Below are 22,686 nucleotides of genomic sequence, written 5' to 3' on the forward strand. Positions count from 1 at the left end.
TCGCGCGGCATCGCCAGACAGAGGCTCGCGACGTGGGAATCGGGACGACCCCCGGGCTGATGGGCTGAGCCGTTGACCGGATTTACCGGCCGCACCCGAGGGCGGCTCTGCCCCACCCCGCCGGTTCCGGCCTTCAAGGCCCTGCCTGCGTTCTCGTTATGCCCGAAGGGGCCTCGGCGAGCGGAGCCCCGGAAGGCCACCCCGGTCGGGAGCCGATCCGGGACAGGCCACCGGCTTTCCCGATGCGTGGCGGCGGTGGCCGAACGACCCACCCCCGAAAGCCCGGGCGCCGCAGGCCCGACAGATGGATCCGGACCGGCAGCGCCTCCGCACCTCTCAGCGCTCGGGCAGAGCCCGGCGGAAGGCCAGCCGCATCTGCTTCTCGGTCTCGATCAGCGCGAAGAAGACCGCGCCGACGCAGAGGATCAGCAGCCCGTCCCCGAGCGGCACCGGCCTTGTGCCGAAGACCGACTGCAGGACCGGCAGATAGGTCACCGCAAGCTGCGCCCCCGTCACCGTCAGCACGCAGGCCCAGACGACGCGGGTGCCCCGCACACCGGCCCAGGTCAGCGAGGTGCCATGGATGTTGCGGATGAAGAACAGGTGGAAGATCTCGAGCACGACCAGCGTGTTCATCGCCATGGTCTGGGCCAGCACCGGATCGTGGCCACGCTCGAGCGCATAGGCGAAGATGCCGAAGACCGCGAGCACGAAGAGCCCCGAGACCAGCAGGATATGCCAGATCAGCCCACCGGTCAGAAGCGGCTCGGTCCGGGCGCGGGGCGGACGGCGCATGGTGCCGGGCTCGGAGGGCTCGAAGGCCAGCGCAAGGCCCAGCGTGACCGCGGTGATGAGATTGACCCAGAGGATCTGCACCGCCGTGATCGGCAGCGCCATGCCCGCGAACAGCGCCACGATGATGGTCAGGGCCTCGCCCGCATTGGTGGGCAGGGTCCAGCTGATCACCTTCTTGATGTTGTCATAGACCGTGCGCCCCTCGCGCACCGCCGCCGCGATCGAGGCGAAATTGTCGTCGGCCAGCACCAGCTCGGCCGCCTCGCGGGCAGCGGCGCTGCCCTTCCGGCCCATGGCGATGCCGGCATCGGCGCGCTTGAGCGCGGGCGCGTCATTCACCCCGTCGCCGGTCATCGCCACCGTCAGCCCGCGCGCCTGCAGCGCGCTCACCAGCCGCAGCTTATGCGCCGGAGAGGTGCGGGCGAAGATGTCGGTGCCGGTCGCGGCCGCGGCCAGCTCGGCATCGTCCATCGCCTCGACATCGGCCCCGGTCAGCACCCGGTCGGTGTTCTTCAGCCCGATCTCGGCGGCGATGGCGCGCGCGGTCGCGCCGTGATCGCCGGTGATCATCTTGACCCGGATCCCCGCCGAATGGCAGTCGGCCACGGCCGCGATGGCTTCGGGCCGGGGCGGGTCGATCAGCCCCACCAGTCCGATCAGGCTGAGCCGCCCGTCGAGATCGTCCTGCGACAGCCCCTCCTGCCCGGCGGGCATCGCGCGGCGCGCCAACGCCAGCACCCGCAGCCCGTCTGCGGCCAGCTCCTCGACCTTGCGGTGCCACTCCCCGGGCGCGAAAGGAGCGGTGCCGCCACCCGGCGCCATCCGGTCGGAGCAAAGCGCCAGCACCGCCTCGGGCGCGCCCTTGACCAGAAGTTCCGCCCCGCCCGCGGGATCGTCGACCAGCACGGCCATGTAGCGATGCGCGGCATCGAAGGGAATGGCGTCGAGGCGGGCCCGGTCGCCGACGGGCGTCCCGATCTTGCCCGCCAGCGCCAGCAGCGCGCCCTCCATCGGGTCGCCCTCGACCCGCCAGAGGCCGCCCGCCTCCTGCAGGCCACCGTTATTATGGCCGCCCTCATGCAGAACCGCGTCATTGCAAAGCGCGGCACATCTTGCCAGCGCCGCCAGCAGGCCGGGATCGGCGGCTGTCCTGCCCCCTTCCCTGCCCCCGGCCCCAGCCTCGGCCCCTGGCTCAGCCCCGGACCAGACATCGGCCGCAACATAGACAGGACGCAACTCTCCCACGGGTGCATAGCCCTCGCCCGCGACGGCCAGATCGGCCTCGCCCAGCGCCAGCCGCGCAGCCATCATCTCGTTGCGCGTCAGCGTGCCGGTCTTGTCCGAGCAGATCACCGAGACCGAGCCCAGCGTCTCGATCGCGGGCAGCCGGCGGACGATGGCATTGCGCCGCGCCATCGCCTGAACCCCCACCGCCAGCGTGATCGTCAGCACCGCCGGAAGCCCCTCGGGGATGGCCGCGACCGACAGCCCGACCACCGCCATGAACAGCTCGCCGAAGGACATGTGGCCGACATGGAAGCCGTAGGCCAGCAGGCTGCCCGCGACCAGCAGGATGAAGACCGTGAGCCAGCGCGCGAACAGATCCATCTGCCGGACCAGCGGCGTCGTCAGCGTCTCGACCGAGGCCAGCATGCCGCTGATCCGCCCGATCTGGGTGGCGGGACCGGTCGCCACCACGACGCCGCGCCCGGTGCCCGCCGCGGCCAGGGTGCCGCTGAACAGCATCGGCAGCCGGTCGGCCAGCGCCGCCTCGGGCGCGACGGCGGCCACCGCCTTCTCGACCGGAACGGATTCGCCGGTCAGGATCGCCTCTTCGACGCGCAGCCCGCGCGCCTCGATCAGCCGCAGATCGGCCGGCACCCGGTCGCCGGCCTCGATCAGCACCACATCGCCCGGCACCAGATCGGCCGCATCGACCGTCACCCGGCGCCCGCCCCTGAGCACCGCCGAGCGCGGCGCCAGCATGTCGCGGATCGCGGCCATCGCCTGCTCGGCCCGGCCCTCCTGCACGAAACCGATCACCGCATTGACCAGCACAACCGCCAGGATCACCCCGGTATCGACCCAGTGCTGCAGCGCGGCCGTCACCCCGGCGGCGGCGATCAGCACATAGATCAGCACGTTGTGGAACTGCGCGAGGAAGCGCAGAAGCGCATTGCGCCCGGGCGGGTCGGGCAGACGGTTGGGGCCATGGGTGGCCAGCCTCCGGGCGGCCTCGTCGGGCGCAAGTCCGCCCGGCACGGCCGACAGCCCGGCCAGGGTCTCGTCGGCGCTCAGCGCATGGAAGGGACGGTCGGAACGGTCTGGCATGGGGGTCTCCCTTGTCGAGCCGGTCTGGCAGCCGCCTTCTGCGGCCGCGATACGGTCGGCCGCCCCCGGAAGGGCGGCCGCGGGTCATGCGGGCTGCGGCGCCTCGCTGTCGATCCCCGGGATCGCGGTGCGCTCTGTCTCGGGCGCACCCGACAGCAGCTCGACGGCGCGGTCGGCCGCGTCCTGGAACGGCTCGAGCACCAGATCGGCGCCCGCCCCCATCAGATCGCGGGTATCGGCCGCGCTATGCGAGGCCACCGCGATGCGGCCCCGGAAGCCCGCGCCGCGCGCAAGCTGGATCAGGGTGCGGCGGGTGTCTTCCTCGGTCAGCCCCTTGGGCAGGATCGGCACGCTCGACACCACCCAGGCGGCCTCGGCCAGCGGCAGTTCGGCCACGAATTCCGGGTCGCTGGCATCGCCATAGCAGGCCTCGATGCCAAGTTCGCGGGCCCGGCGCACCGCCTGCGGGTTGAAGTCGATGCCCAGGACGTCGATGCCGCGCTTCTGCAGTCTCAGCCCGATGGCGGTGCCGAACCGGCCAAGCCCGAAGATCAGGACTCCGGCCCGCCGCCTGCAGCTTGTGGCCTCGGTCTCCGGTTCGCGCGGGGTGCCGCGGCGCTCGAAGAGGCCCAGAACCGGTTCGCAGAGATCGTAAAGCCGGTGCGAATAGGTGATCATGTAGGTCGAGGCCGCGATGGTCACGAGCCCGACCATGGTGACAAGCCCCAGCGCGTCGGGCGCGACATGGCCGAGCGAGACCCCCATGGCGACGAAGATCAGGGAGAACTCGCTGATCTGGGCCACGGTCAGCCCGGCCAGGAAGCCGGTGCGCTTGCGATAGCCCATCGCCCCCATGATCGCGAGCACGATCAGCGGGTTGCCGATCAGCACGAACAGCGAGAACAGGATCGCCCCGGGCACATGCGCCCCCAGCAGCGACAGATCGAGCGCGGCCCCCAGCGCGATGAAGAAGAACAGCAGCAGGAAGTCGCGCAGCGGCGCCAGCCGGGCGGCGATGGTCTCGCGATAGGGGGTCGAGGCCAGCGACACCCCCGCCAGCAGCCCGCCGACCTCCTTGCCGAGCCCGACGAAATCGGCGACCGCGGCGAAGATCGCGGCCAGGGCGATGGCAAAGATCACCAGCAGCTCGGGCGCGCGGGCCAGCCGCTCGGAGAGCGGATCGGCGACATAGCGCACGAAGAGAACCACGGCGCCCACCATCGCCAGACCGAAGCCCAGAACCGACAGCACGTTGCCGCCGCCATGCCCGCCGCCCTCGGCCGACCCGATCCCGATGGCCGACAGCACGATCATCGCCAGCACCACCACCAGATCCTGCACGATCAGGAAGCCAAGCGCGATCTGGCCATGCAGCGCGTCGATCTCGCGCTTGTCCGAGAGCAGCTTGACGATGATGATGGTCGAGGAGAAGGTCAGCGCCACGGCGACGTAAAGGCTGGTGACATGGCCAAGCCCCAGCCCCAGCCCGATCAGGTAGCCGAAGACCGAGGTGAAGGCCACCTGCCCCAGCCCGGTCAGAAGCGACACCGCCCCGAGCGAGCGGATCAGCTTGACGTCAAGCTTGATGCCCACGAGGAACAGCAGCACCGCGATCCCGAGCTGCGACAGAAGGTCGATCTGGTCCGACGAACGCACGATGTCGAGCGCCGAGGGCCCCGCGACCAGCCCGACGGCGATGAAGCTCACGATCAGCGGCTGGCGCAGCAGCAGCCCCGCGAACCCGATGGCCGCCGCCAGCACCAGAAGCGTCGCGATCTCGCCGAACTGCGAATGCAGCAACGTCTCCATCACGATACCCTCCGTTCCGGAAGGGCCCGATCCGGGCCCGTGGCGATGAAGGCGACAGGAATGGTCGTGTCGGGATGCGGGGTCCGGTGCGGCAAGAGGGTCATCGTCGGGGGCACGCCTTTCAAAATGATCTGGGCTCACATAAGTACTTCTGCGGAAAGATGAACGCCCCCGATCAGATTTGACGCAGCGCCATCGGCAGCAGGCGGCGGGGGGCTGCCCGAAGGGAGGGAGGCAGGCATGAAAACCATACTGGTGGGCACCGATTTCTCGGAACGGTCCGATCGCGCGCTGCGCCGCGCCACGCTGCTGGCCCGCCAGACCGGCGCCGCGCTGCGGCTGGTGCATGTGGTCGATGACGATCAGCCTGTCAGGATCGTCGAGGCCGAGCGCGAGGCCGCGGCCGGGCTTCTGCAACAGCAGGCGGCGACGCTGCGCGAGCATGACGGGCTCGACTGCGCGGCGCATGTGGTGCTGGCCGATCCCTTTGCCGGGCTGATCGAGGCCGTGCGCCAGCTTGGGGCCGACCTGCTGGTGATCGGGCCGCACCGGCGCCAGATCCTGCGCGATGTCTTCGTCGGCACCACGGCCGAGCGCACGATCCGCGCCGCCGCCTGCCCGGTGCTGATGGCCAATGCGCCGCCGGTCGGCCCCTATCGCCATGCGCTGCTGGCGACCGACCTGTCGGAAGGCTCGCAGGGCGCGTTCCGGCGCCTGGACGGGCTGGGCTTCGGCCATCGGCTGCGCAGTTCGGTGCTGCATGTCTTCGACGCGACCGAAGCGGCGATGATGCGGATCCACGCCACCCGCGAGGACGACCGGGAGGCGCATCTGCGCGAGGCCGGGGCCGAGGCGGCCCGCGCCCTGACCGAGTTCCTGCGCGAGCTGCCGCAGGGTCCGATGATCGAACTGGTGCGCCACCGGAGCGGCAGCGCGGCCTCCGAGATCCTCGCCGCCGCGACCGAGGCCGAGGCCGATCTGATCGTTGTCGGCACCCAGAGCCGCGGCGCGTTCGAAACCATGGTTCTGGGCAGCGTCGCCCGTCAGGTGCTGCGCAGCGCCACGGCCGACGTGCTGGCGGTCCCGCCCGCCCCGGCCTGACGCGCCCCACCTTCGGTGTCGCAGCCTGCGGTCGGCGCCTTCAGTCGCCGCCGTCTTTTACCCCGTCGTCTTTTGCCAGATCGTCCTTTGCCGCGCCATCCTCGCGGCGAAGCCGGTGGATCTCGTCCGCGCCGGTCGGCTGCGGCGGGCGCGGGCGCCGGACCGGCGGGTCGGTCTGCGGCCGGCCCGACCAGGGCTGCGGATATTCCAGCCAGCGCTGGATGAAGTTCCAGGATTGCAGATAGCCGTCATGCGGCAGCGTGCAGGCCGAGCAGTCCTTCCGGGTCAGCCCGTTGGCATCGGTATAGGTCTGATAGGGTCCGGGGCATTCATAGGCGATCAGCGGACAGTAGCAGAACAGGCAGTTGAACTCGCGTGCCACGCCCTTGTGGCAGGGCAGGAACGGACAGGCGCTGTTGGTGAAGCCCTTGAAGGCCTCGTTATCGGTCAGGTCCTTGGGTTGCATGGCGCAACTCCTTCCGGTCGGCGGCCGCGGACGGACCCGCCCCGGGCCGGTCAGCGGCGGGATGAAGGCCGCACCCGCCCGCGAAGCGAAGGCAGATCGCGGCCGCTTGCCCCGGCAATGGCGCCCGGCCCGGACGACCGGACACGCCACCCGTGGGGCGGTTCGGCGCGCTGGCAGGTCTCCTGGCTGGCGGGTCTCGGCCGGTCCGCCCGCCTTCCCGGCCCGGGCGATGCCGGTTCCGGTGGCGGTTCGGGGCGGTGGCTCGCCGCTGACAGTTGCGGGGGCAGCGCCGGATTTGCACCGGCTTCCCTTTTCACTCCCTCGCGGGAGCACCAGAACGCCCCCCATCAATGGGGTCCCGGCCGGCCGCTGTCAATCCGCGGGGCTCTTGCGAGCGGCCCCGGCAAGGCGCTACCTTGCGCCCATGACCTTCTTTCCGACAGAAACCAGATGACGGCGCGGGCGGGCTTCACGCTCGGCTCGGAAACCGTTCCGCCCGGCAGCCGCCGCACCGTGGATCTGCCGGTCTCGGTGCTGTCCGACCACACCCCGGTCACGCTCTCGGCACATGTCGTTCATGGCCGCCGCCCGGGCCCCGCGATGTTCGTGACCGCAGGCGTGCATGGCGACGAGGTGATCGGGGTCGAGATCGTGCGCCGGCTTCTGAGCCTGCCCGCGCTCGGCGCGCTGCGCGGCACGCTGATCGCGATCCCAATCGTCAACGCCTTCGGCTTTCTCAACCTGTCGCGCTACCTGCCCGACCGGCGCGACCTGAACCGCTGCTTTCCCGGCTCGTCGGGCGGCTCGATGGCCGCGCGGCTGGCGCATCTTCTGGTCGAGGAGGTGGTCGGGCGCTGCCAGATCGGCATCGACCTGCATTCAGCGGCAGTGCATCGCACCAACCTGCCCCAGATCCGCGTGGTTCCGGACGCGCCCGAGCTGGCCCGGCTGGCCCGGGTCTTCGCGGCCCCGGTGGTGCTGAGCTCCGGGGCACGGCCGGGCTCGCTGCGCGAGACCGCAGCGCGGATGGGGGTCCAGATGCTGCTATACGAGGGCGGCGAGGGACTGCGCTTCGACGAGGTCGCGGTCCGGGCCGGGCTTTCGGGCGTGCTGCGGGTGATGTTCGACCGCGGCATGATCCCCGCCAAGGGTGTGCCGAAGGCGCGGCGCGCGCCGCTCGACTGCCGGGTGTCGCACTGGCTGCGCGCGCCACAGGGCGGGCTTTTGCGTACCTACCGCTCGGAAGGCGACGTGGTCGCGGCGGGCGATCTGCTGGCGGTGGTCTCGGACCCGTTCGGCGAGATCGAGGCCGAGATCCGCGCCACCGAGCCGGGCATCATCGTCGGCCGCGCCATCCTGCCGGTGGTGAACGAGGGCAATGCGGTCTTTCATCTGGCCGCGATCGCCCCCGCCGACCGCGCCGAGGACCGGATCGACGCCTGGGCCAGCGAGGTCGCGGCCGGGCAGCTTTTCGACGAGGACGAGATCCTCTAGGTGTTTGATCCCACGGTTTGATGGTGTGATCCTTTCTCAAGCTTGGAAGGAAGCCGTATGGGACAAGTTCGTCATGGCAGCGCCACGACCACGCACGCCGTCAGAGTCACCCCGGAGCAGGCCGAGCTCTGTTCCAGAACCGAGACCGAAGACGATCCCGGGCAGACGCGCCTTGGCGGAGGTGCAATGGGCGCAGATCCAGGGCCAGCTTCCGGCGCGGGAAGGCCTTCCCGGCCACCCCGCATCGACAACCGGTCGTTCGAGGATGCCGTATCGTGGCTGGCGCGCAGAGCAGCTCTCTGACGGGGTCGTCCGGCGGAGTTCGGCAAGGGAAGAGCGGACCAGGCACGGTTCCGAAGACAGGCGATCTCCGGGGTCAGCGACGGTCTTTTCAGCCGTTTATCCGAGGATCCCAACGCCGGACATGATCTGATCGACAGCACGATCTGCAAGGTCTAGGGCGATGGACCCGGCCAGAAGGGCAGCTCAGCCTCTAGGCATCGGTCGCCCGCGCGGCGGTCGACGACGAAAATTCAGGCCAATGCCGATGCCGTCGCAAGGCCGGGGCGCCTTGCTTCAGCGACCGGAGACTACGTGGGATCATCCGCAGACTGCGGCGCTGATCATGGGCTTGCAAGGGGCAGCCACGCGATCGCGGGTGCCGCCCATGACACCGGACATCTGCGCAAGCTGATCGCGCGCGATCCCGGCACCAAGGCCCGGAGACCGGCCAATCCCCCACGCGCAGCCACGCCAAGGTGCGATCCCCGCCTTCATGCAAAGCGGCACGGGCTCGGGAATTTCTTCCAGAGGGCCGCACAGGTCCGGCAGGAAATATGCGCTGCGAGAAAGCCCGCGCAGGGGGCATGGGCTGCCTTCATCCCGTCTCCGCCCTAGACGGGCTCAGGTGACTGCAGGCAGGACCTCCCCCGCCAAGACTGCCGGACATGGCTAGGGGGAGGCCGCCCCCTAGCCGACCTGCCCGCCTCGCGCCGCCGCCTCGAGCGCGGGATAGCGCAGCCCGAGCGTCACGCCGCGCGCCACGAAGGCCACCAAAAGCGCAAGCCAGAGCCCGTGATTGCCGAAGACCGGCACCAGGAGCGCCACGGCGAGGGCGTAGATCGCGGCCGAGAGGGCCATCATGTTGCGCATGTCGGCCGTGCGGGTGGCGCCGATGAAGATACCGTCGAGCATCCAGGCCGCAATCCCCGCGACCGGGGCGGCCACCATATAGGGCAGGAACACCCGCGCCTCGGCCCGCACCTCGGGCGCGGTCGTCATCCGGTCGACGATGGCCCCGCCACCAAGGGCAAAGGCCCCAGCCAGCCCGATGACGGCCAGAAGCCCCCAGCCGCTGGTCAGCAGCGCCCCGCGCCGGAGCGCCGCGACCGAGCGCGCGCCCATCGCCTGACCGACCAGCGCCTCGGCGGCAAAGGCGAAGCCGTCAAGCGCATAGGCGGTGATCTCGAGGAATTGCAGCAGCACCTGATTGGCCGCCAGCGGCACGTCGCCGAACCCCGCGCCGAGAAACAGGAAGGACAGCATGATCCCCTGCAACAGCAGCGACCGGATCAGGATGTCGGTATTGACCCCGGCGATATGCCGAAGCCGCACCGGGTCGAGGACCCGCGCCCAGGCGCGCCAAGCGGCATCGCGAAACGCCGCACGGCACAGCCAGAACCCAAGCGCCAGCCCCGACCATTCCGCAATCACCGTGGCTGCGGCCACCCCCGGCACGCCCCAGCCCAGCGCCAGCACGAAGCCCAGATCGAGCGCGACATTGAGCCCGTTCATCCAGAGCTGGATCGCCAGCACCGAGCCGGTCCGCTCCTGCCCGATCAGCCAGCCGGTCAGCCCGTAAAGCGCGATGGTCGCAGGCGCCGACCAGATCCGGACCGCCATGTACTGGCTGGCCAGGCCCTCGACCTCGGCACTGGCGGGCGCAAGGCCCAGCGCCGCGGCGAAAAGCGGCCCCTGCAGCACGATCAGGCCCAGCCCGGCCGCGGCCGCGATCATCAGGACCCGGGTCAGCATCGCCGCCACCTCGGCCCGGTCGCCCGCGCCCAGCGCCTGTGCGGTCAGCCCGGTCGTGCCCATCCGCAGAAAGCCGAACATCCAGTACAGCGCGGCCAGCACCACCGCGCCGATCCCGACCGCGCCGATGGGGGCGGCCTCGCCGATCTGGCCGACGACGCCGGTATCGACCGCGCCCAGGATCGGCACGGTGACATTCGACAGCACGATCGGCAGCGCGATGGCCAGGACCCGGCGATGACCGAGCCGCGGCGGCGGCGTCATGTCAGGGCGGACAACGGCCTCGGTCATGTCAGGTGGGCATCAGGAAATGGCCTGTCGCCTGGGCGAAAAGCCGGGCGCGGTTGTCCTGCCAGGCCTCGACATGGACGCTGGCATAGCGCCGTCCCGAGCGGTTGACACGGGCCCGGGCATAGGCATCGCGCGGCAGGCCCGGACGCAGGTAATCGACCGTGAAATCGATGGTCTTGGGCAGGCGCGGCAGGGTCTCGGGGGTCAGCGTCGCGGCCTCCAGCCTGCCGCTTTCCAGATCGTCCCAGATCATCGCCCAGGACAGACCGACAATGGCCGTCAGCTCGAGAAAGGCCGCCGTCGCGCCGCCATGAAGCGCAGGCAGCGCCGGATTTCCGATCAGCGCCTCGTGAAACACCATCACCCCGGTCAGCTCGTCGCCGCGGCGGTCGAAGGAGATCCCGAGGAAGCGCGCATAGGGCAGGCCCTCGACCAGCGCCGCCAGCGCCGCATCGCGCCGTTGCTTGACGATCTGGACGGGTTCCGGGGGACGGCGGCTCATGCAGCGCCCCCGTCGGCGGTGAAGGTCCCGGTCGCGGTCGCCACCGGATGGTCGCGGTCGTCATCGGTCGCGGTCGCGCGCACGAAGGCGACCGAGCGGGTCACGTGATAGCATTCGGCCCGCGCCACCAGCCGCTGGCCCGGGGTCGCGGCGCGCATGTAGTCGATCCGGAGCGAGATCGTCGCGGTCTGGCCCGGCCCCTCGGGATGGCTGATCACGGCGGTCCCGCCGCAGGTGTCGAGCAGAGCCGAAACCGCGCCGCCGGAAATCACGCCGCCATGCGGATCTCCGACCAGGCGCGAATCGTAGGGCATCGACAATTCGGCCCGGCCGTCGCCCAGCGCGTCGACCTGCATCGACAGCGCATGGGAATGCGGAATGGCCTCGATGAAGCGGCGCGCGACATCGGTTTTCAGATCGCTCATGCTGGTCTCCCTCTGCCCCGGTTATTGGGGCTGCCCCCGGTCCCTGCAAGCTGAAAATCAATGGCCCCGCGGCGATGCCCGCCCCGGTGGCGAACCGGGCGCTCTCCTGTCCGGATGCGGAGCGCCCGCGCTCTGTGCCGGCATAGGCAGGGGCTGGCCAGAGCTGGTCGGGTGGCGTCTGTCTCGGACCGACCGGAACGGGAGTTCCGATTTTCGGAACCCCGCACGCATGTTGACGCTACGGCAGGATACCCGCCGGAGCAAAAGGCAAAAAAACAAGCCGGATGAGGCATATAACCGAATTGATCCACGCCCCAGAAATGCCTTAGCTATTAGCACGGAAATAGCTGGTAGATTTGAGGCAATGTCGGATGATCGTCTGAATTTCAAAGAGATGTGTGCCAGGTTCGATGTGACGCCCCGCACATTGCGTTATTACGAATATATCGAGCTTCTGAGCCCGACAAAAAACGGACGGTCGCGTTTTTACGGCCCGCGCGAAGTGGCGCGCATGACGCTGATCCTCCGGGCCCGCCGTTTCGGCTTCAGCCTCGAGGAAATCCGGCAATGGCTGCTGATCTATGACGAACAGGGCAGCGAGGCGCAGATGGTGGCGCTGGTCGAGATGGCCGACCGCCAGCTCAAGGTGCTGCGCGATCAGCTTGTCCAGCTCGAAGCCTCGATCGAAGAGCTGCAGACCCTGAGAGACGCCGCCGCCGCCGGCCGGGCATAGGCGGCAGGGTGTGACCGTTCATCCCCTCGACAACTCGCGACGTGGCGTTACGTTTACGTAAACGTAAACAAACCTTGAAACCTGTCGCAAAAGCGCGCAGGACAGAGGTCTGTGTGACGTATCCGGACGACCAATGACCGACGAGTTGATGACCATTCGCCAGATGTGCGATGCTTTCGAGGTAACCGCGCGTACCCTGCGGTTCTACGAGTCCAAAGAGTTGATCTCTCCCCTGCGTGAGGGCCAGCGGCGGCTTTACGGCCGGCGCGACCGCGCGAGGCTCAAACTGATTCTGCGCGGCAAGCGCTTCGGCTTCAGCCTCGAGGAAATCCGGCAGATGCTGGATCTTTACGATCTTGACGACGGACAGGAGACCCAGTTCCGCCGCACCTGCGAGCTGGCCCGCGAAAGGCTGGCGGCGATGGAGCGGCAACGTATCGAACTGGACGATGCCATTTCGGAACTGAGACGCCAGCTTGCCTGGGGAGAGGCCAGGCTGGAGCATTTGGGAAAAAGGAAACCCGCCGCCGAGTGACAGATGCGGTTGGGATGACGTTCAAGGGAGGAGCGCATGCCGATCTACACCCCACCGACCGAGGATATGCAGTATCTGCTGCATGACGTGCTGAAGATCGGCGCGTCCGACATTCCCGGTTATGCCGAGCTCGACCGCGACTTCACCGGGGCGATCCTGGGCGAGGCCGGGAAGCTTTCCGCCGAGGTCCTGGCGCCGCTGAATGCGAGTGGAGACGCCGAGGGCTGCCAGCTGGAGAACGGCGTGGTGCGCACGCCCGAGGGCTTCAAGGCCGCCTATGACCAGATCTGCGCGGGCGGCTGGATCGGGCTCGACATGCCCGAAGAGGTCGGCGGGCAGAACATGCCCTATCTGATCAATTCGGCGGTGGGCGAGATGTTCGTCTCGGCCAATATGGCGCTGAACATGTATCAGGGGCTGAGCCACGGCGCGATGTCGGCGATCCTCGCCCATGGCTCGGACGAGCAGAAGGCCACCTATGTGCCCAGGATGGTCGCGGGCACCTGGTCGGGCACGATGAACCTGACCGAGCCGCAATGCGGCACCGATCTCGGCCTGATCCGGACCCGCGCCGAGCCGCAGGAGGATGGAACCTACGCCATCACCGGCACCAAGATCTGGATCTCGGCCGGCGAGCACGATCTGACCGAGAACATCGTCCATCTGGTGCTGGCGCGGATCCCAGGCGGTCCCGAAGGGATCAAGGGCATCTCGCTCTTCATCGTGCCGAAATTCCTGCCCGACGAGAACGGCGCTCCGGGCCGGCGCAACGGCGTGGCCTGCGGCGGGCTGGAACAGAAGATGGGCATCCATGCCAATGCCACCTGCGTGATGAATTACGACGGGGCGACCGGCTTCCTCGTCGGCGAGGAACACAAGGGCATGCGCGCCATGTTCACGATGATGAACGAGGCCCGGCTGGGCGTGGGCCTTCAGGGCTATGCGCAAGGGGCGGTCGCCTATCAGAACGCGCTGGCCTTCGCGCAGGAACGGCTTCAGGGCCGGGCGCTGGGCGATGCCGCCAATCCGGACGGCCCGGCCGACCCGATCCTCGTCCACCCGGATGTGCGCCGCAACCTGATGGATCAGAAAAGCTTCGTCGAGGGCGCCCGGGCACTGACCTTCTGGGGCGCGCAGATGATCGACCGCGCCCACCGGAGGCAGGATCCGGAGGCCGAGGCGATGATCTCGCTCCTGACCCCGGTCATCAAGGGCTTCCTGACCGACAAGGGCTTCGAGACCACGGTGCTGGCGCAGCAGACCTATGGCGGCACCGGCTTCACCCGCGCCGCGGGCGCCGAGCAATTCGTGCGCGATGCCCGCATCGCCATGATCTACGAGGGCACCAACGGGGTGCAGTCGCTCGATCTGGTCGGCCGCAAGCTCGGGCTGAATGGCGGCAAGGCGGTGATGGCCTTCTTCGATATGGTCAAGGCCTTCATCGCGGAACATGATGCCGATGCCGCGCTGAAGGAAGGCTTCCTCGACCCGCTGAAATCCGCCTCGAAGGATCTGCAGGCGGCCGCGACCTATTTCATGGCGGAAGGCATGAAGACCCCGGCGAACGCGCTCGCCGGAAGCTACGACTTCATGCATCTCTTCGGCCATGTCTGCCTCGGGCTGATGTGGTCGAAAATGGCAGTGGCCTCGCGGGCTGCGCTGGCGGCAAAGGAAGGCAATGCCGCCTTCCACGAGGCGAAACTCGTGACCGGGCGCTATTACATGGCCCGGCAATTGCCCGCCACGTCCCTGCACCTCGCGCGTATCCGGAGCGGCGCAGAGCCGGTCATGGCCCTCGACGCGGCGAATTTCTGATCGGTGCGGCCTCAGGGCCGCCCGCCTCCGCCTCATCGGACCGGAAAGACATGCCGAAACGCCTGCGCCCCTGCTTGCGCCCCTGTCGGTGCGCCCTGCGCCGCCCCGGACGACCCTCCCGGGCGGCGGATGTCGCGCCATGGGTATTTTCGCCAGGAAGAAGACAGGTGGGGGCAGCCCTCCATCCCGACGGCGCCCCCGGGCGATCCCGGGGTGGAGGCGCGGAACGGAGGGCCTTCTCCCTGGGCGGTCATCGGCTCCCCAGCCTGTACCGCGCTCCGATCCTGCGCGCGGTAACGTTAATGCGGGGTTTCCGGGACCGAAGTCCGGGCCTTCTTCCTGGCACAAATACCCATGGCAGCACGGAGCGACCGGTCGACACGGCGAAACGACGCGAAACCGGCAGAAACAGGAAAGGCCTGGAATGACGATCAAGCTCTATTGCTTCGGCGAAAGCGGCAATGCCTACAAGGCGGCGCTGACCCTGACCCTCAGCGGGCTCGACTGGGAGCCGGTCTATGTCGATTTCTTCAATGGCGCCGCGCGGCGCCCCGATTTTCTGGCCCTGAACCCGATGGGCGAGGTGCCGGTCATGGTCGCCGGTGGCGAGACCTTCTCGCAATCGGGCACCATGCAGCTTTGGGCCGCCGAGCAAAGCGGCCGGTTCGGCGGGCGCGATGCCGCCGAGAAGCGCGAGGTGCTGCGCTGGATGTTCTGGGACAATCACAAGATGTCGGGCCAGGCCGGCAGCCTGCGCTTCATGATGAACTTCCTGCCAGAAGAAAAACGACCGCAAGAGGCGATCCGCTGGCTGTCGGGCCGGGTGAAGGCCGCGTTGCAGACGCTCGAGCGGGTCTTGGAGGACCGCGGCTGGCTGGTGGGCGACGGCCCCACCATCGCCGATTTCGCCTGCTGCGGCTATCTGTTCTACCCCGAACCCTTCGGCTTCGATCGCAAGGTCTTTCCCGCCATCGACGCCTGGCTTGGCCGGATCGAGGCCCTGCCCGGCTGGAAGCACCCCTATGACATGATGCCCGGCTCGCCCGCCGACCGGGCCTGAAAGTTTGACGAGGAGGACATATGACAGACGCTTTCATCTACGATGCCGTCCGGACCCCGCGCGGCAAGGGCCGCAAGGATGGCAGCCTGCACGAGGTGACCTCGCTCCGGCTGTCGGCCGTGGTTCTCGACGCACTGAAGGACCGCAACGGGCTGGAGGGCCACGCCCTCGAGGACGTGATCTGGGGCAATGCGACCCAGGTCGGCGAACAGGGCGGCTGCCTTGCGCGCAGCGCGGTGCTGGCCTCGGGGCTAGATGAATCGATCCCGGGGCTTTCGATCAACCGCTTCTGCGCCAGCGGGCTCGAGGCCGTGAACCTCGCCGCCAACCAGGTGAAGGCCGGCGCGGGCCGGGCCTATATCGCGGGCGGGGTCGAGATGATGGGCCGGGTCGCCATGGGCAGCGACGGCGCCGCAATCGCGGTCGATCCCAGCCTTGCCATGAAGACCTATTTCGTGCCGCAAGGCATCTCGGCCGACATCATCGCGACCGAATACGGCTTTTCGCGCGACGATGTCGACGGGCTGGCGGTCGAGAGCCAGAAGCGCGCGGCGACCTCCTGGGAGGAGGACCGCTTTGCCCGCTCGATCGTGCCGGTGAAGGACGTCAACGGACTGACCATCCTCGGGCGCGACGAATACATGCGCCCGGGCACCGACATGCAGACGCTGGGCTCGCTGAAACCCTCGTTCAGGGAGATGGGCGAGATGATGCCGGGCTTCGATCAGCTGGCGCTGATGAAATACCCGCATCTTGAACGGATCGAACATGTCCACCATGCGGGCAACTCGTCGGGCATCGTCGACGGCGCGGCCGGCATCCTGATCGGCGATGCCGAATTCGGCAAGGCGCATGGGCTGAAGCCCCGGGCCCGCATCAGGGCGACCTGCAAGATCGGCACCGATCCGACCATCATGCTGACCGGCCCCGTGCCCGCGACCGAGAAGATCCTGAAGGATGCCGGCATGCAGATTTCCGACATCGATCTCTTCGAGGTGAACGAGGCCTTCGCGGCCGTGGTGCTGCGCTTCATGCAGGCCTTCGATGTCGACCCGGCCGTGGTCAATCCCTGCGGCGGGGCCATCGCGCTGGGGCATCCGCTGGGCGCGACGGGGTCGATCATCCTCGGCACGCTGCTGGACGAGCTCGAGCGCAGCGGCAAGGGCACCGGGCTTGCCACGCTTTGCGTGGCCTCCGGCATGGGCGCCGCAACCATCATCGAACGGGTCTGAGGGAGGCGAGAATGGCCGAATTTCACTACAAGACCGACACGGACGGCATCGCGACCATCACCTGGGACGTGCCCGGCAAAAGCATGAACGTGCTCAGCCTGACCGGCATCGAGGAGCTGAACGCCCATATCGACAGCGCGCTTGCGGACGATGCCGTGACGGGCGTGGTCATCACCTCGGGCAAGAAGGATTTCGCGGGCGGGATGGACCTGAATATCATCGCCCGGATGAAACAGGAGGCGGGCGACGATCCGGCGCGCGGGCTTTTCGACGGTACCATGCGGCTGCACGGTCTCTTGCGGAAGATCGAGCGCGCGGGGATGGATGACAGGAACAAGGGCGGCAAGCCGATTGCCGCCGCCCTGCCCGGCACAGCTCTCGGGATCGGGCTGGAACTGCCGCTGGCCTGTCACCGGATCTTCGCCGCCGACAATCCCAAGGCCAAGATCGGCCTGCCCGAGATCATGGTCGGCATCTTCCCGGGCGGCGGCGGCACCACGCGGCTGGTGCGCAAGCTGGGCGCCATGGGGGCCTCGTCCTTCCTGCTGGAAGGCAAGCTGTCCGACCCGAAGAAGGCGAAAGCCGCGGGGCTGATCGACGAGGTGGCCGAGGACCCGGTGGCAGCCGCCCGCGCCTGGGTCTTGTCCGAACCGAACATCGTCAAGCCCTGGGATGAGAGGGGCTACAAGATGCCGGGCGGTGCGCCCTATCACCCGGCGGGCTTCATGACCTTCCTCGGCGCCTCGGCCATGGTGCATGGCAAGACCAAGGGGGTCTACCCGGCAGCCAGGGCGCTGCTGTCGGCCGTCTACGAGGGCGCGCTGGTGCCCTTCGACACCGCGCTGAAGATCGAGGCGCGCTGGTTCACCCATGTGCTGATGAACCCGTCTTCCTCGGCGATGATCCGCTCGCTCTTCATCAACAAGGAGGCGCTGGAAAAGGGCGCGGTGCGGCCCGGGGGCGTACCCGACCAGTCGGTGAAAAAGCTCGGCATCCTCGGCGCGGGCATGATGGGCGCGGGCATCGCGCTGGTCTCGGCCCAGGCCGGGATCGAGGTGGTGCTGGTCGACCAGAGCCAGGAGGCCGCCGACCGTGGCCGCGCCTATACCGAATCCTACATGGACAAGGGCATCAAGCGCGGCAAGGCCAGCCCCGGGAAGAAGGCCGAGATCCTGAACCGCATCACCGCAACCACCGATTATGACGCGCTGAAAGGCGCCGATCTGATCGTCGAGGCGGTGTTCGAGGACCCGGGCATCAAGGCCGAGGTGACGAAGAAGGTGCAGGCCGTGGTGGACGAGAATTGCATTATTGCGACCAACACCTCGACCCTGCCGATCACCGATCTGGCCAGGGCTGCGGACCGGCCCGAAGACTTCATCGGCATTCACTTCTTCAGCCCGGTCGAGAAGATGCTGCTGGTCGAGATCATCAAGGGCAAGGCCACGGGCGACCGGGCCGTGGCCAAGGCGCTCGATTTCGTGCGCCAGATCCGCAAGACCCCCATCGTGGTCAATGATGCACGCTTCTTCTACGCCAATCGCTGCATCATTCCCTATATCAACGAGGGCATCCGGATGGTGGCCGAGGGCGTCGCGCCCGCGCTGATCGAGAATGCGGCGAAACTGGTGGGCATGCCGCTGGGGCCGCTGCAACTCGTGGACGAGACCTCGATCGATCTGGGCGTGAAGATCGCCAAGGCCACGAAGGCCGCGATGGGCGAGGATTATCCCGACGACGCGGTGGACGAGGTGATCTTCTGGCTGGCCGATGAGGGACGCCTGGGTCGGAAGGCCAGGGCAGGTTTCTATGCCTATGACGATGCGGGCAAGCGGACCGGGCTCTGGGACGGGCTGTCGGCGAAATTCCCGCCCGCGGCGGATCAGCCGGATGTGCACGAGGTGCAGCACCGGTTGCTCTTCGCACAGGTGCTGGAAGCGGTGCGGGCGCTGGAGGAGGGCGTGTTGATGGACATCCGCGAAGGCGATGTCGGCGCGATCCTCGGCTGGGGCTTTGCGCCCTGGTCGGGCGGGCCTCTGTCCTGGCTCGACATGATCGGGCCAGGCCGGGCCGCCTCGCTGTGCGAGGATCTGGCCGCGCGGCATGGCAAGCGCTTCGCGCCGCCCGCCCTGCTGGAAGAGATGGCTGACAAGGGCGAGACCTTCTACGCCCGCTTCGCCCCCGACGCTCAGGCCGCGTGACGGAGCAGCGCGTCGAGCAGCGGAACGGTCCGAACCATGGGCAGCCGGGGCGGGATCGCCGCCCCGGCATGCGCGCCTTCGAGCGCTGCCACGATCCGCCGGGCCTTCTCCAGCCCGGGCGTGATGCCGCAACGGGGTGCCCCCGGACGAGGATCCTCGGGGCGGTCTGCCGCCCCGGCGCCCTCCGCCTGCCACGAGGAACACTGCACCAGTGCCGCCCCATTGGCATAAACGGTTCCGGGCGCCTCGAAGGCAATCGAGACGACCCCGACCGCCTCCCCCGCAGGAGGCGCCACCCGCCGGATGCCCATCACGCCATCGAGCAGGCGCGCGGGCAGCAGCGCGAAGGGGGTGCCATGGATCTCGGCAGCGAGGGCGGATCCGATCAACACCCTCTGTTCGGGCAGCAATATCAGCCTGCGCCTGTTGCCAAGCGCGCCGGCGGGCACCTCGAGCGGCCAGAGCGGCGGCGGACAGGCCGACGGCCCCTGCCAGAGATAGCCCCGCTCGATCCGGCGGACCGGTTGCGCCCCCCGCTCGACGGTCAACACGCAATCGCCCGGCTCCAGAAGCTCGACCGCACGGCACCCCGCCCCGGTCGCGACCCGCGTTCCCAGAGTGAAGCCGCGGACGAGACCGACCGGCAGCGGCGTTCCGACGCCGTTCCCGGCAGCCTCCGCCATCTCACCGACGGGGCGTGCACCGAGAAAGCTGATACTGAAGACCATCGCGATTGCCTCCCAGTTCCGGGCGGTCGCCGGATCAGGACCCTGCCCGGCGGCGCGGCGCGTTCAAGGCCGCGTCAGGCCGAAGACGCGGCGCGACCTGTTCTAGGCCAGAAACCAGACCCCATTTGGACGCGACAAGGTCGGCATTGCGGCAAGGGCGCGTCCCTCCCGCTGCGCGACAGCCGGCAAAAAAGCGCGGTCGCGGTCCGCCGAGGGGACGAGCCCCCTTCCCTCCGGCGGATGCTCTGGCCAAGATCGGACCGGGAGCGCGTATCGAGCGAGGGAGGTGGGCCATGGGATGGCTGTCTGATGAAACCGGTCTGGAGAAATGTGCGGCGAATTATGTGCCGCTGACTCCATTGTCTTTTCTCAAGCGGGCGGTGCGGGTATTTCCCGACCGGACCGCGCTGGTCTATGGCAAGCGGCGCTACAGCTACCGGCAATATCATGACCGGGTGACGCGTCTGGCCTCGGCGCTGGCCGCGATGGGGGTGAAACCCGGCGACGTGGTGGCGACGCTGTTGCCGAACGTCCCCGCCCAGGCCGAGGCGACCTGGGCCGTGCCTGCCTGCGGAGGGGTGCTCAACACCATCAACATCCGGCTCGACGCCAATACCGTCAGCTACATCCTCGACCATGGCGGGGCGAAAGTGCTGCTGGTCGACCCGCAATTCCTGCCGCTCGCGGCCGATGCGCTGGAGGATCTCGAGGGCGAGCGGCCGGTGATCATCGAGGTCGGCGACGACCCCGAGGGCGTGCATGATTTCGGCGATTTCCCGGAATACGAGGACGTCCTGGCCGGGGCCGATCCGGATTTCGACTGGATCATGCCCGAGGACGAATGGGAAAGCCTTGCGCTGAACTACACCTCGGGCACCACCGGGCGGCCCAAGGGCGTGGTCTATCACCATCGCGGCGCCTATCTGAACGCGATGGGCCAGATCGTGAGCTGGCGTCTGGTGATGCACCCGACCTACCTGACCATCGTGCCGCTGTTTCACTGCAACGGCTGGTGCCACACCTGGATGATCGCGGCGCTTGGCGGCACTGTCGTCTGTTGCCGCGACATCACCGCCCGCGCCATCTACGATGCCATCGCCGACGAGGGCGTGACCCATTTCGGCGGCGCCCCGATCGTGATGAACATGATCGTCAACGCGAAGGACGAGGAGCGGCGCGCGTTCGACCATTCGGTCGAGGTCTTCACCGCGGGCGCCCCGCCCGCCGCCGCGACGCTCGCCGCGATCGAGCCCCTGGGCTTCAACATCACCCATGTCTACGGGCTGACCGAAACCTATGGCCCGGCGACCGAATGCACCTGGCGGGCCGAGGAGTGGGACGCGCTTCCGACCGAGGAACGGGCCCGGCTGAAGGCCCGTCAGGGCGTGGCCATGCCCTTCATGGAAGAGGTGACCGTGCTCGATCCCAAGAGCCTCGAACAGGTGCCGATGGACGGACAGCATCAGGGCGAGATCATGTTCCGCGGCAATGGGGTGATGAAGGGCTATCTCAAGAACCCCCGCGCCACCCGCGAAAGCTTCAAGGGCGGCTGGTTCCATTCGGGCGATCTGGCCCATCAGCACGAGGACGGCTATTTCGAGATCGCCGACCGGGCCAAGGATATCATCATCTCGGGCGGAGAGAATGTCAGCTCGGTCGAGATCGAGGGCGTGTTGATGCACCATCCCGACGTGCTGCTATGCGCGGTGGTGGCCAAGCCCGACGAGAAATGGGGCGAAGTGCCCTGCGCCTTCGTCGAACTCAAGGACGGCCACAAGGTCGATGCCGACACGCTGATCGCCTTTGCCCGCGAGCGGCTCGCGGGCTTCAAGACGCCCAAGCGCGTGGTGTTCCAGGATCTGCCCAAGACCTCGACCGGCAAGATCCAGAAATTCGAGCTGAGAAAGGTCGCCAGGGCGCTTTAGGCCCGCAGGCGCCTCTGCGCCGCAGCTTGCCGTTGTGACATTGTGGGCCGCGGCCGGGTGGGCTATCGTCCGGCCGCAAACCCCGCGCAAGCAGAAGGCCAGACCGGTCGCCCATGACGGCGCTCAAGAAATTCCAACGCCTCGAAAGCCCGGGCCTCTGGCGCGAAAGCCCCGAAGCCCAGCGGCGCGATGTGATCCTGTCCTTCGGCAACGCCTCGCTGGTGGTCTCGGACAGTGCCGAACGGGTGCTGACCCACTGGTCGCTGGCCGCGCTCGAACGGCTGAACCCGGGCCAGAGCCCCGCGCTGTATTCCCCCGGCGCCGACAGCGACGAAACGCTCGAGATCGAGGATGAGCTGATGGTCGATGCGCTCGAGACCGTGCGTAAGGCCATCGGCCGCACCCGGCCGCGCCCGGGGCGGCTGCGGATCTGGATCGTCGCGGCCACGGTCGCGGGCATCGCCGCGCTGGCGCTGTTCTGGCTGCCGGGTGCGCTGGTGCGCCAGACCGTGGCGGTCGCACCGCCCGAGATCCGCGCCGAGATCGGCCGCGCGGTGCTGGGCCACATGGCCCGCGCCGCCGGAACGCCCTGCGAGCGGGCGGGCGGGCAGCGCGCGCTCGACCGGCTGAGCGAGCGGCTCCTGCCCGGCAGCGGCAAGCGGGTGCGGGTCCTGCCGGGCGGGTTGCCCAGGGCGCTGCATCTGCCCGGCGGGCTGATCCTCCTGAACCGGGCGCTGGTCGAGGATCACGAGGACGTCGCCGCCGTGGCGGGCTTCATCCTGGCCGAGGATCTGCGCGCCACCCGCTCCGACCCGCTGGGAGACCTCCTGCGCGCGGCCGGGCCGCTGGCGACCTTCCGGCTGCTGACGACCGGCACCCTGCCCGAGGCGGCGCTGTCGGCCTATGCCCGCGAGGTGCTGATCGCCCCCGAGGCCCCCCTGCCCGAGGCAGAGTTGCTGGCCCGGTTCCGCGAGGCGGGCCTGCCCTCGACCCCCTATGCGCTGGCCCTCGATGTCACCGGCGAAAGCCAGCGCGGCCTGATCGAGGGCGACCCGCTGCGCGGACGCGAGACCGATCCGCCGATTTCGGATGGCGACTGGCTGCGGCTGCAGGCGATCTGCGGCGGGTGAGCCCCGCCCGCGCCGCGCCGGAATGGGCCGGAATGATCCGGAATGCCCGCCGGGATGGACTGTTCCCGCCAGCGGCAGA

At 68.6% G+C, this 22,686-nt stretch carries 17 protein-coding genes and 1 riboswitch; of the genes, 10 read left to right on the forward strand and 7 right to left on the reverse strand.

Annotated elements, in window-relative coordinates; genetic code table 11:
• Positions 1–336: 336 nt before the first annotated feature.
• Positions 337–3,126, reverse strand: coding sequence for a cation-transporting P-type ATPase (locus B5V46_RS12485; protein WP_080616905.1), 2,790 nt, complete (start codon positions 3,124–3,126; stop codon positions 337–339).
• Between the two features lie 84 nt (positions 3,127–3,210).
• The gene (locus B5V46_RS12490) at positions 3,211–4,935 is read right to left on the reverse strand and encodes a cation:proton antiporter (protein WP_155774178.1); all 1,725 of its coding nucleotides are present in this window, start codon (positions 4,933–4,935) and stop codon (positions 3,211–3,213) included.
• A gap of 240 nt (positions 4,936–5,175) precedes the next feature.
• On the opposite strand from B5V46_RS12490, the gene B5V46_RS12495 reads away from it, so the two are divergent.
• Complete coding sequence (locus B5V46_RS12495; protein ID WP_080616907.1) at positions 5,176–6,036, forward strand: universal stress protein; 861 nt, start codon at positions 5,176–5,178, stop codon at positions 6,034–6,036.
• A gap of 40 nt (positions 6,037–6,076) precedes the next feature.
• On the opposite strand, the gene B5V46_RS12500 is transcribed toward B5V46_RS12495, so the two are convergent.
• Entirely contained in the window at positions 6,077–6,502 is a 426-nt protein-coding gene (locus B5V46_RS12500) for a cysteine-rich small domain-containing protein (protein WP_080616908.1), read from the reverse strand.
• A 154-nt stretch (positions 6,503–6,656) separates the two neighbouring features.
• Positions 6,657–6,854, reverse strand: a riboswitch (cobalamin riboswitch).
• 98 nt (positions 6,855–6,952) lie between these two features.
• On the opposite strand from B5V46_RS12500, the gene B5V46_RS12505 reads away from it, so the two are divergent.
• Complete coding sequence (locus tag B5V46_RS12505) at positions 6,953–7,996, forward strand: succinylglutamate desuccinylase/aspartoacylase family protein (protein WP_080616909.1); 1,044 nt, start codon at positions 6,953–6,955, stop codon at positions 7,994–7,996.
• 969 nt (positions 7,997–8,965) lie between these two features.
• Here B5V46_RS12505 and B5V46_RS12510 read toward each other — a convergent pair.
• The 3 genes from B5V46_RS12510 to B5V46_RS12520 are packed head-to-tail and all read right to left on the reverse strand — an operon-like array spanning position 8,966 to position 11,248.
• Positions 8,966–10,321: an MATE family efflux transporter gene (locus tag B5V46_RS12510; RefSeq protein WP_080616910.1), complete on the reverse strand. Its 1,356-nt coding sequence runs from the start codon at positions 10,319–10,321 to the stop codon at positions 8,966–8,968.
• 1 nt (position 10,322) lies between these two features.
• Positions 10,323–10,823 carry a PaaI family thioesterase gene (locus B5V46_RS12515; RefSeq protein WP_080616911.1) on the reverse strand — a complete coding sequence of 167 codons (501 nt, stop codon included), beginning with the start codon at positions 10,821–10,823 and terminating at the stop codon, positions 10,323–10,325.
• On the reverse strand, positions 10,820–11,248 hold the full coding sequence (locus tag B5V46_RS12520; protein ID WP_080616912.1) for a PaaI family thioesterase: 429 nt from the start codon (positions 11,246–11,248) through the stop codon (positions 10,820–10,822). The genes B5V46_RS12515 and B5V46_RS12520 overlap by 4 nt, the downstream gene beginning before the upstream one ends.
• Positions 11,249–11,612: 364 nt before the next feature.
• On the opposite strand from B5V46_RS12520, the gene B5V46_RS12525 reads away from it, so the two are divergent.
• From B5V46_RS12525 to B5V46_RS12550, 6 genes are all read left to right on the forward strand, one after another.
• Positions 11,613–11,981: a MerR family DNA-binding transcriptional regulator gene (locus B5V46_RS12525; protein ID WP_080616913.1), complete on the forward strand. Its 369-nt coding sequence runs from the start codon at positions 11,613–11,615 to the stop codon at positions 11,979–11,981.
• Between the two features lie 133 nt (positions 11,982–12,114).
• A complete protein-coding gene (locus B5V46_RS12530; protein WP_080616914.1) occupies positions 12,115–12,516 on the forward strand; it encodes a MerR family DNA-binding transcriptional regulator in 402 nt (133 codons plus the stop codon).
• A gap of 36 nt (positions 12,517–12,552) precedes the next feature.
• Positions 12,553–14,331, forward strand: a complete 1,779-nt coding sequence (locus B5V46_RS12535; RefSeq protein ID WP_080616915.1) for an acyl-CoA dehydrogenase C-terminal domain-containing protein — start codon at positions 12,553–12,555, stop codon at positions 14,329–14,331.
• A gap of 424 nt (positions 14,332–14,755) precedes the next feature.
• The gene (locus tag B5V46_RS12540; protein WP_080616916.1) at positions 14,756–15,391 is read left to right on the forward strand and encodes a glutathione S-transferase family protein; all 636 of its coding nucleotides are present in this window, start codon (positions 14,756–14,758) and stop codon (positions 15,389–15,391) included.
• Between the two features lie 20 nt (positions 15,392–15,411).
• Positions 15,412–16,623 carry an acetyl-CoA C-acetyltransferase gene (locus B5V46_RS12545; protein ID WP_080616917.1) on the forward strand — a complete coding sequence of 404 codons (1,212 nt, stop codon included), beginning with the start codon at positions 15,412–15,414 and terminating at the stop codon, positions 16,621–16,623.
• An 11-nt stretch (positions 16,624–16,634) separates the two neighbouring features.
• Positions 16,635–18,824 carry a 3-hydroxyacyl-CoA dehydrogenase NAD-binding domain-containing protein gene (locus tag B5V46_RS12550; RefSeq protein WP_080616918.1) on the forward strand — a complete coding sequence of 730 codons (2,190 nt, stop codon included), beginning with the start codon at positions 16,635–16,637 and terminating at the stop codon, positions 18,822–18,824.
• Here the strand turns inward: B5V46_RS12550 and B5V46_RS12555 are convergent.
• Positions 18,812–19,552, reverse strand: a complete 741-nt coding sequence (locus B5V46_RS12555) for a Hint domain-containing protein (protein WP_080616919.1) — start codon at positions 19,550–19,552, stop codon at positions 18,812–18,814. The two genes, B5V46_RS12550 and B5V46_RS12555, sit on opposite strands and share 13 nt — an antisense overlap.
• Before the next feature lie 293 nt (positions 19,553–19,845).
• Between B5V46_RS12555 and B5V46_RS12560 the strand changes: the two genes are divergently transcribed.
• A complete protein-coding gene (locus B5V46_RS12560; protein ID WP_080616920.1) occupies positions 19,846–21,477 on the forward strand; it encodes a long-chain-fatty-acid--CoA ligase in 1,632 nt (543 codons plus the stop codon).
• A 113-nt stretch (positions 21,478–21,590) separates the two neighbouring features.
• Positions 21,591–22,607 carry a hypothetical protein gene (locus tag B5V46_RS12565; RefSeq protein WP_080616921.1) on the forward strand — a complete coding sequence of 339 codons (1,017 nt, stop codon included), beginning with the start codon at positions 21,591–21,593 and terminating at the stop codon, positions 22,605–22,607.
• Positions 22,608–22,686 lie beyond the last annotated feature (79 nt).

The sequence above is a fragment of the Rhodovulum sp. MB263 genome, assembly GCF_002073975.1.
Classification (GTDB): domain Bacteria; phylum Pseudomonadota; class Alphaproteobacteria; order Rhodobacterales; family Rhodobacteraceae; genus Rhodovulum.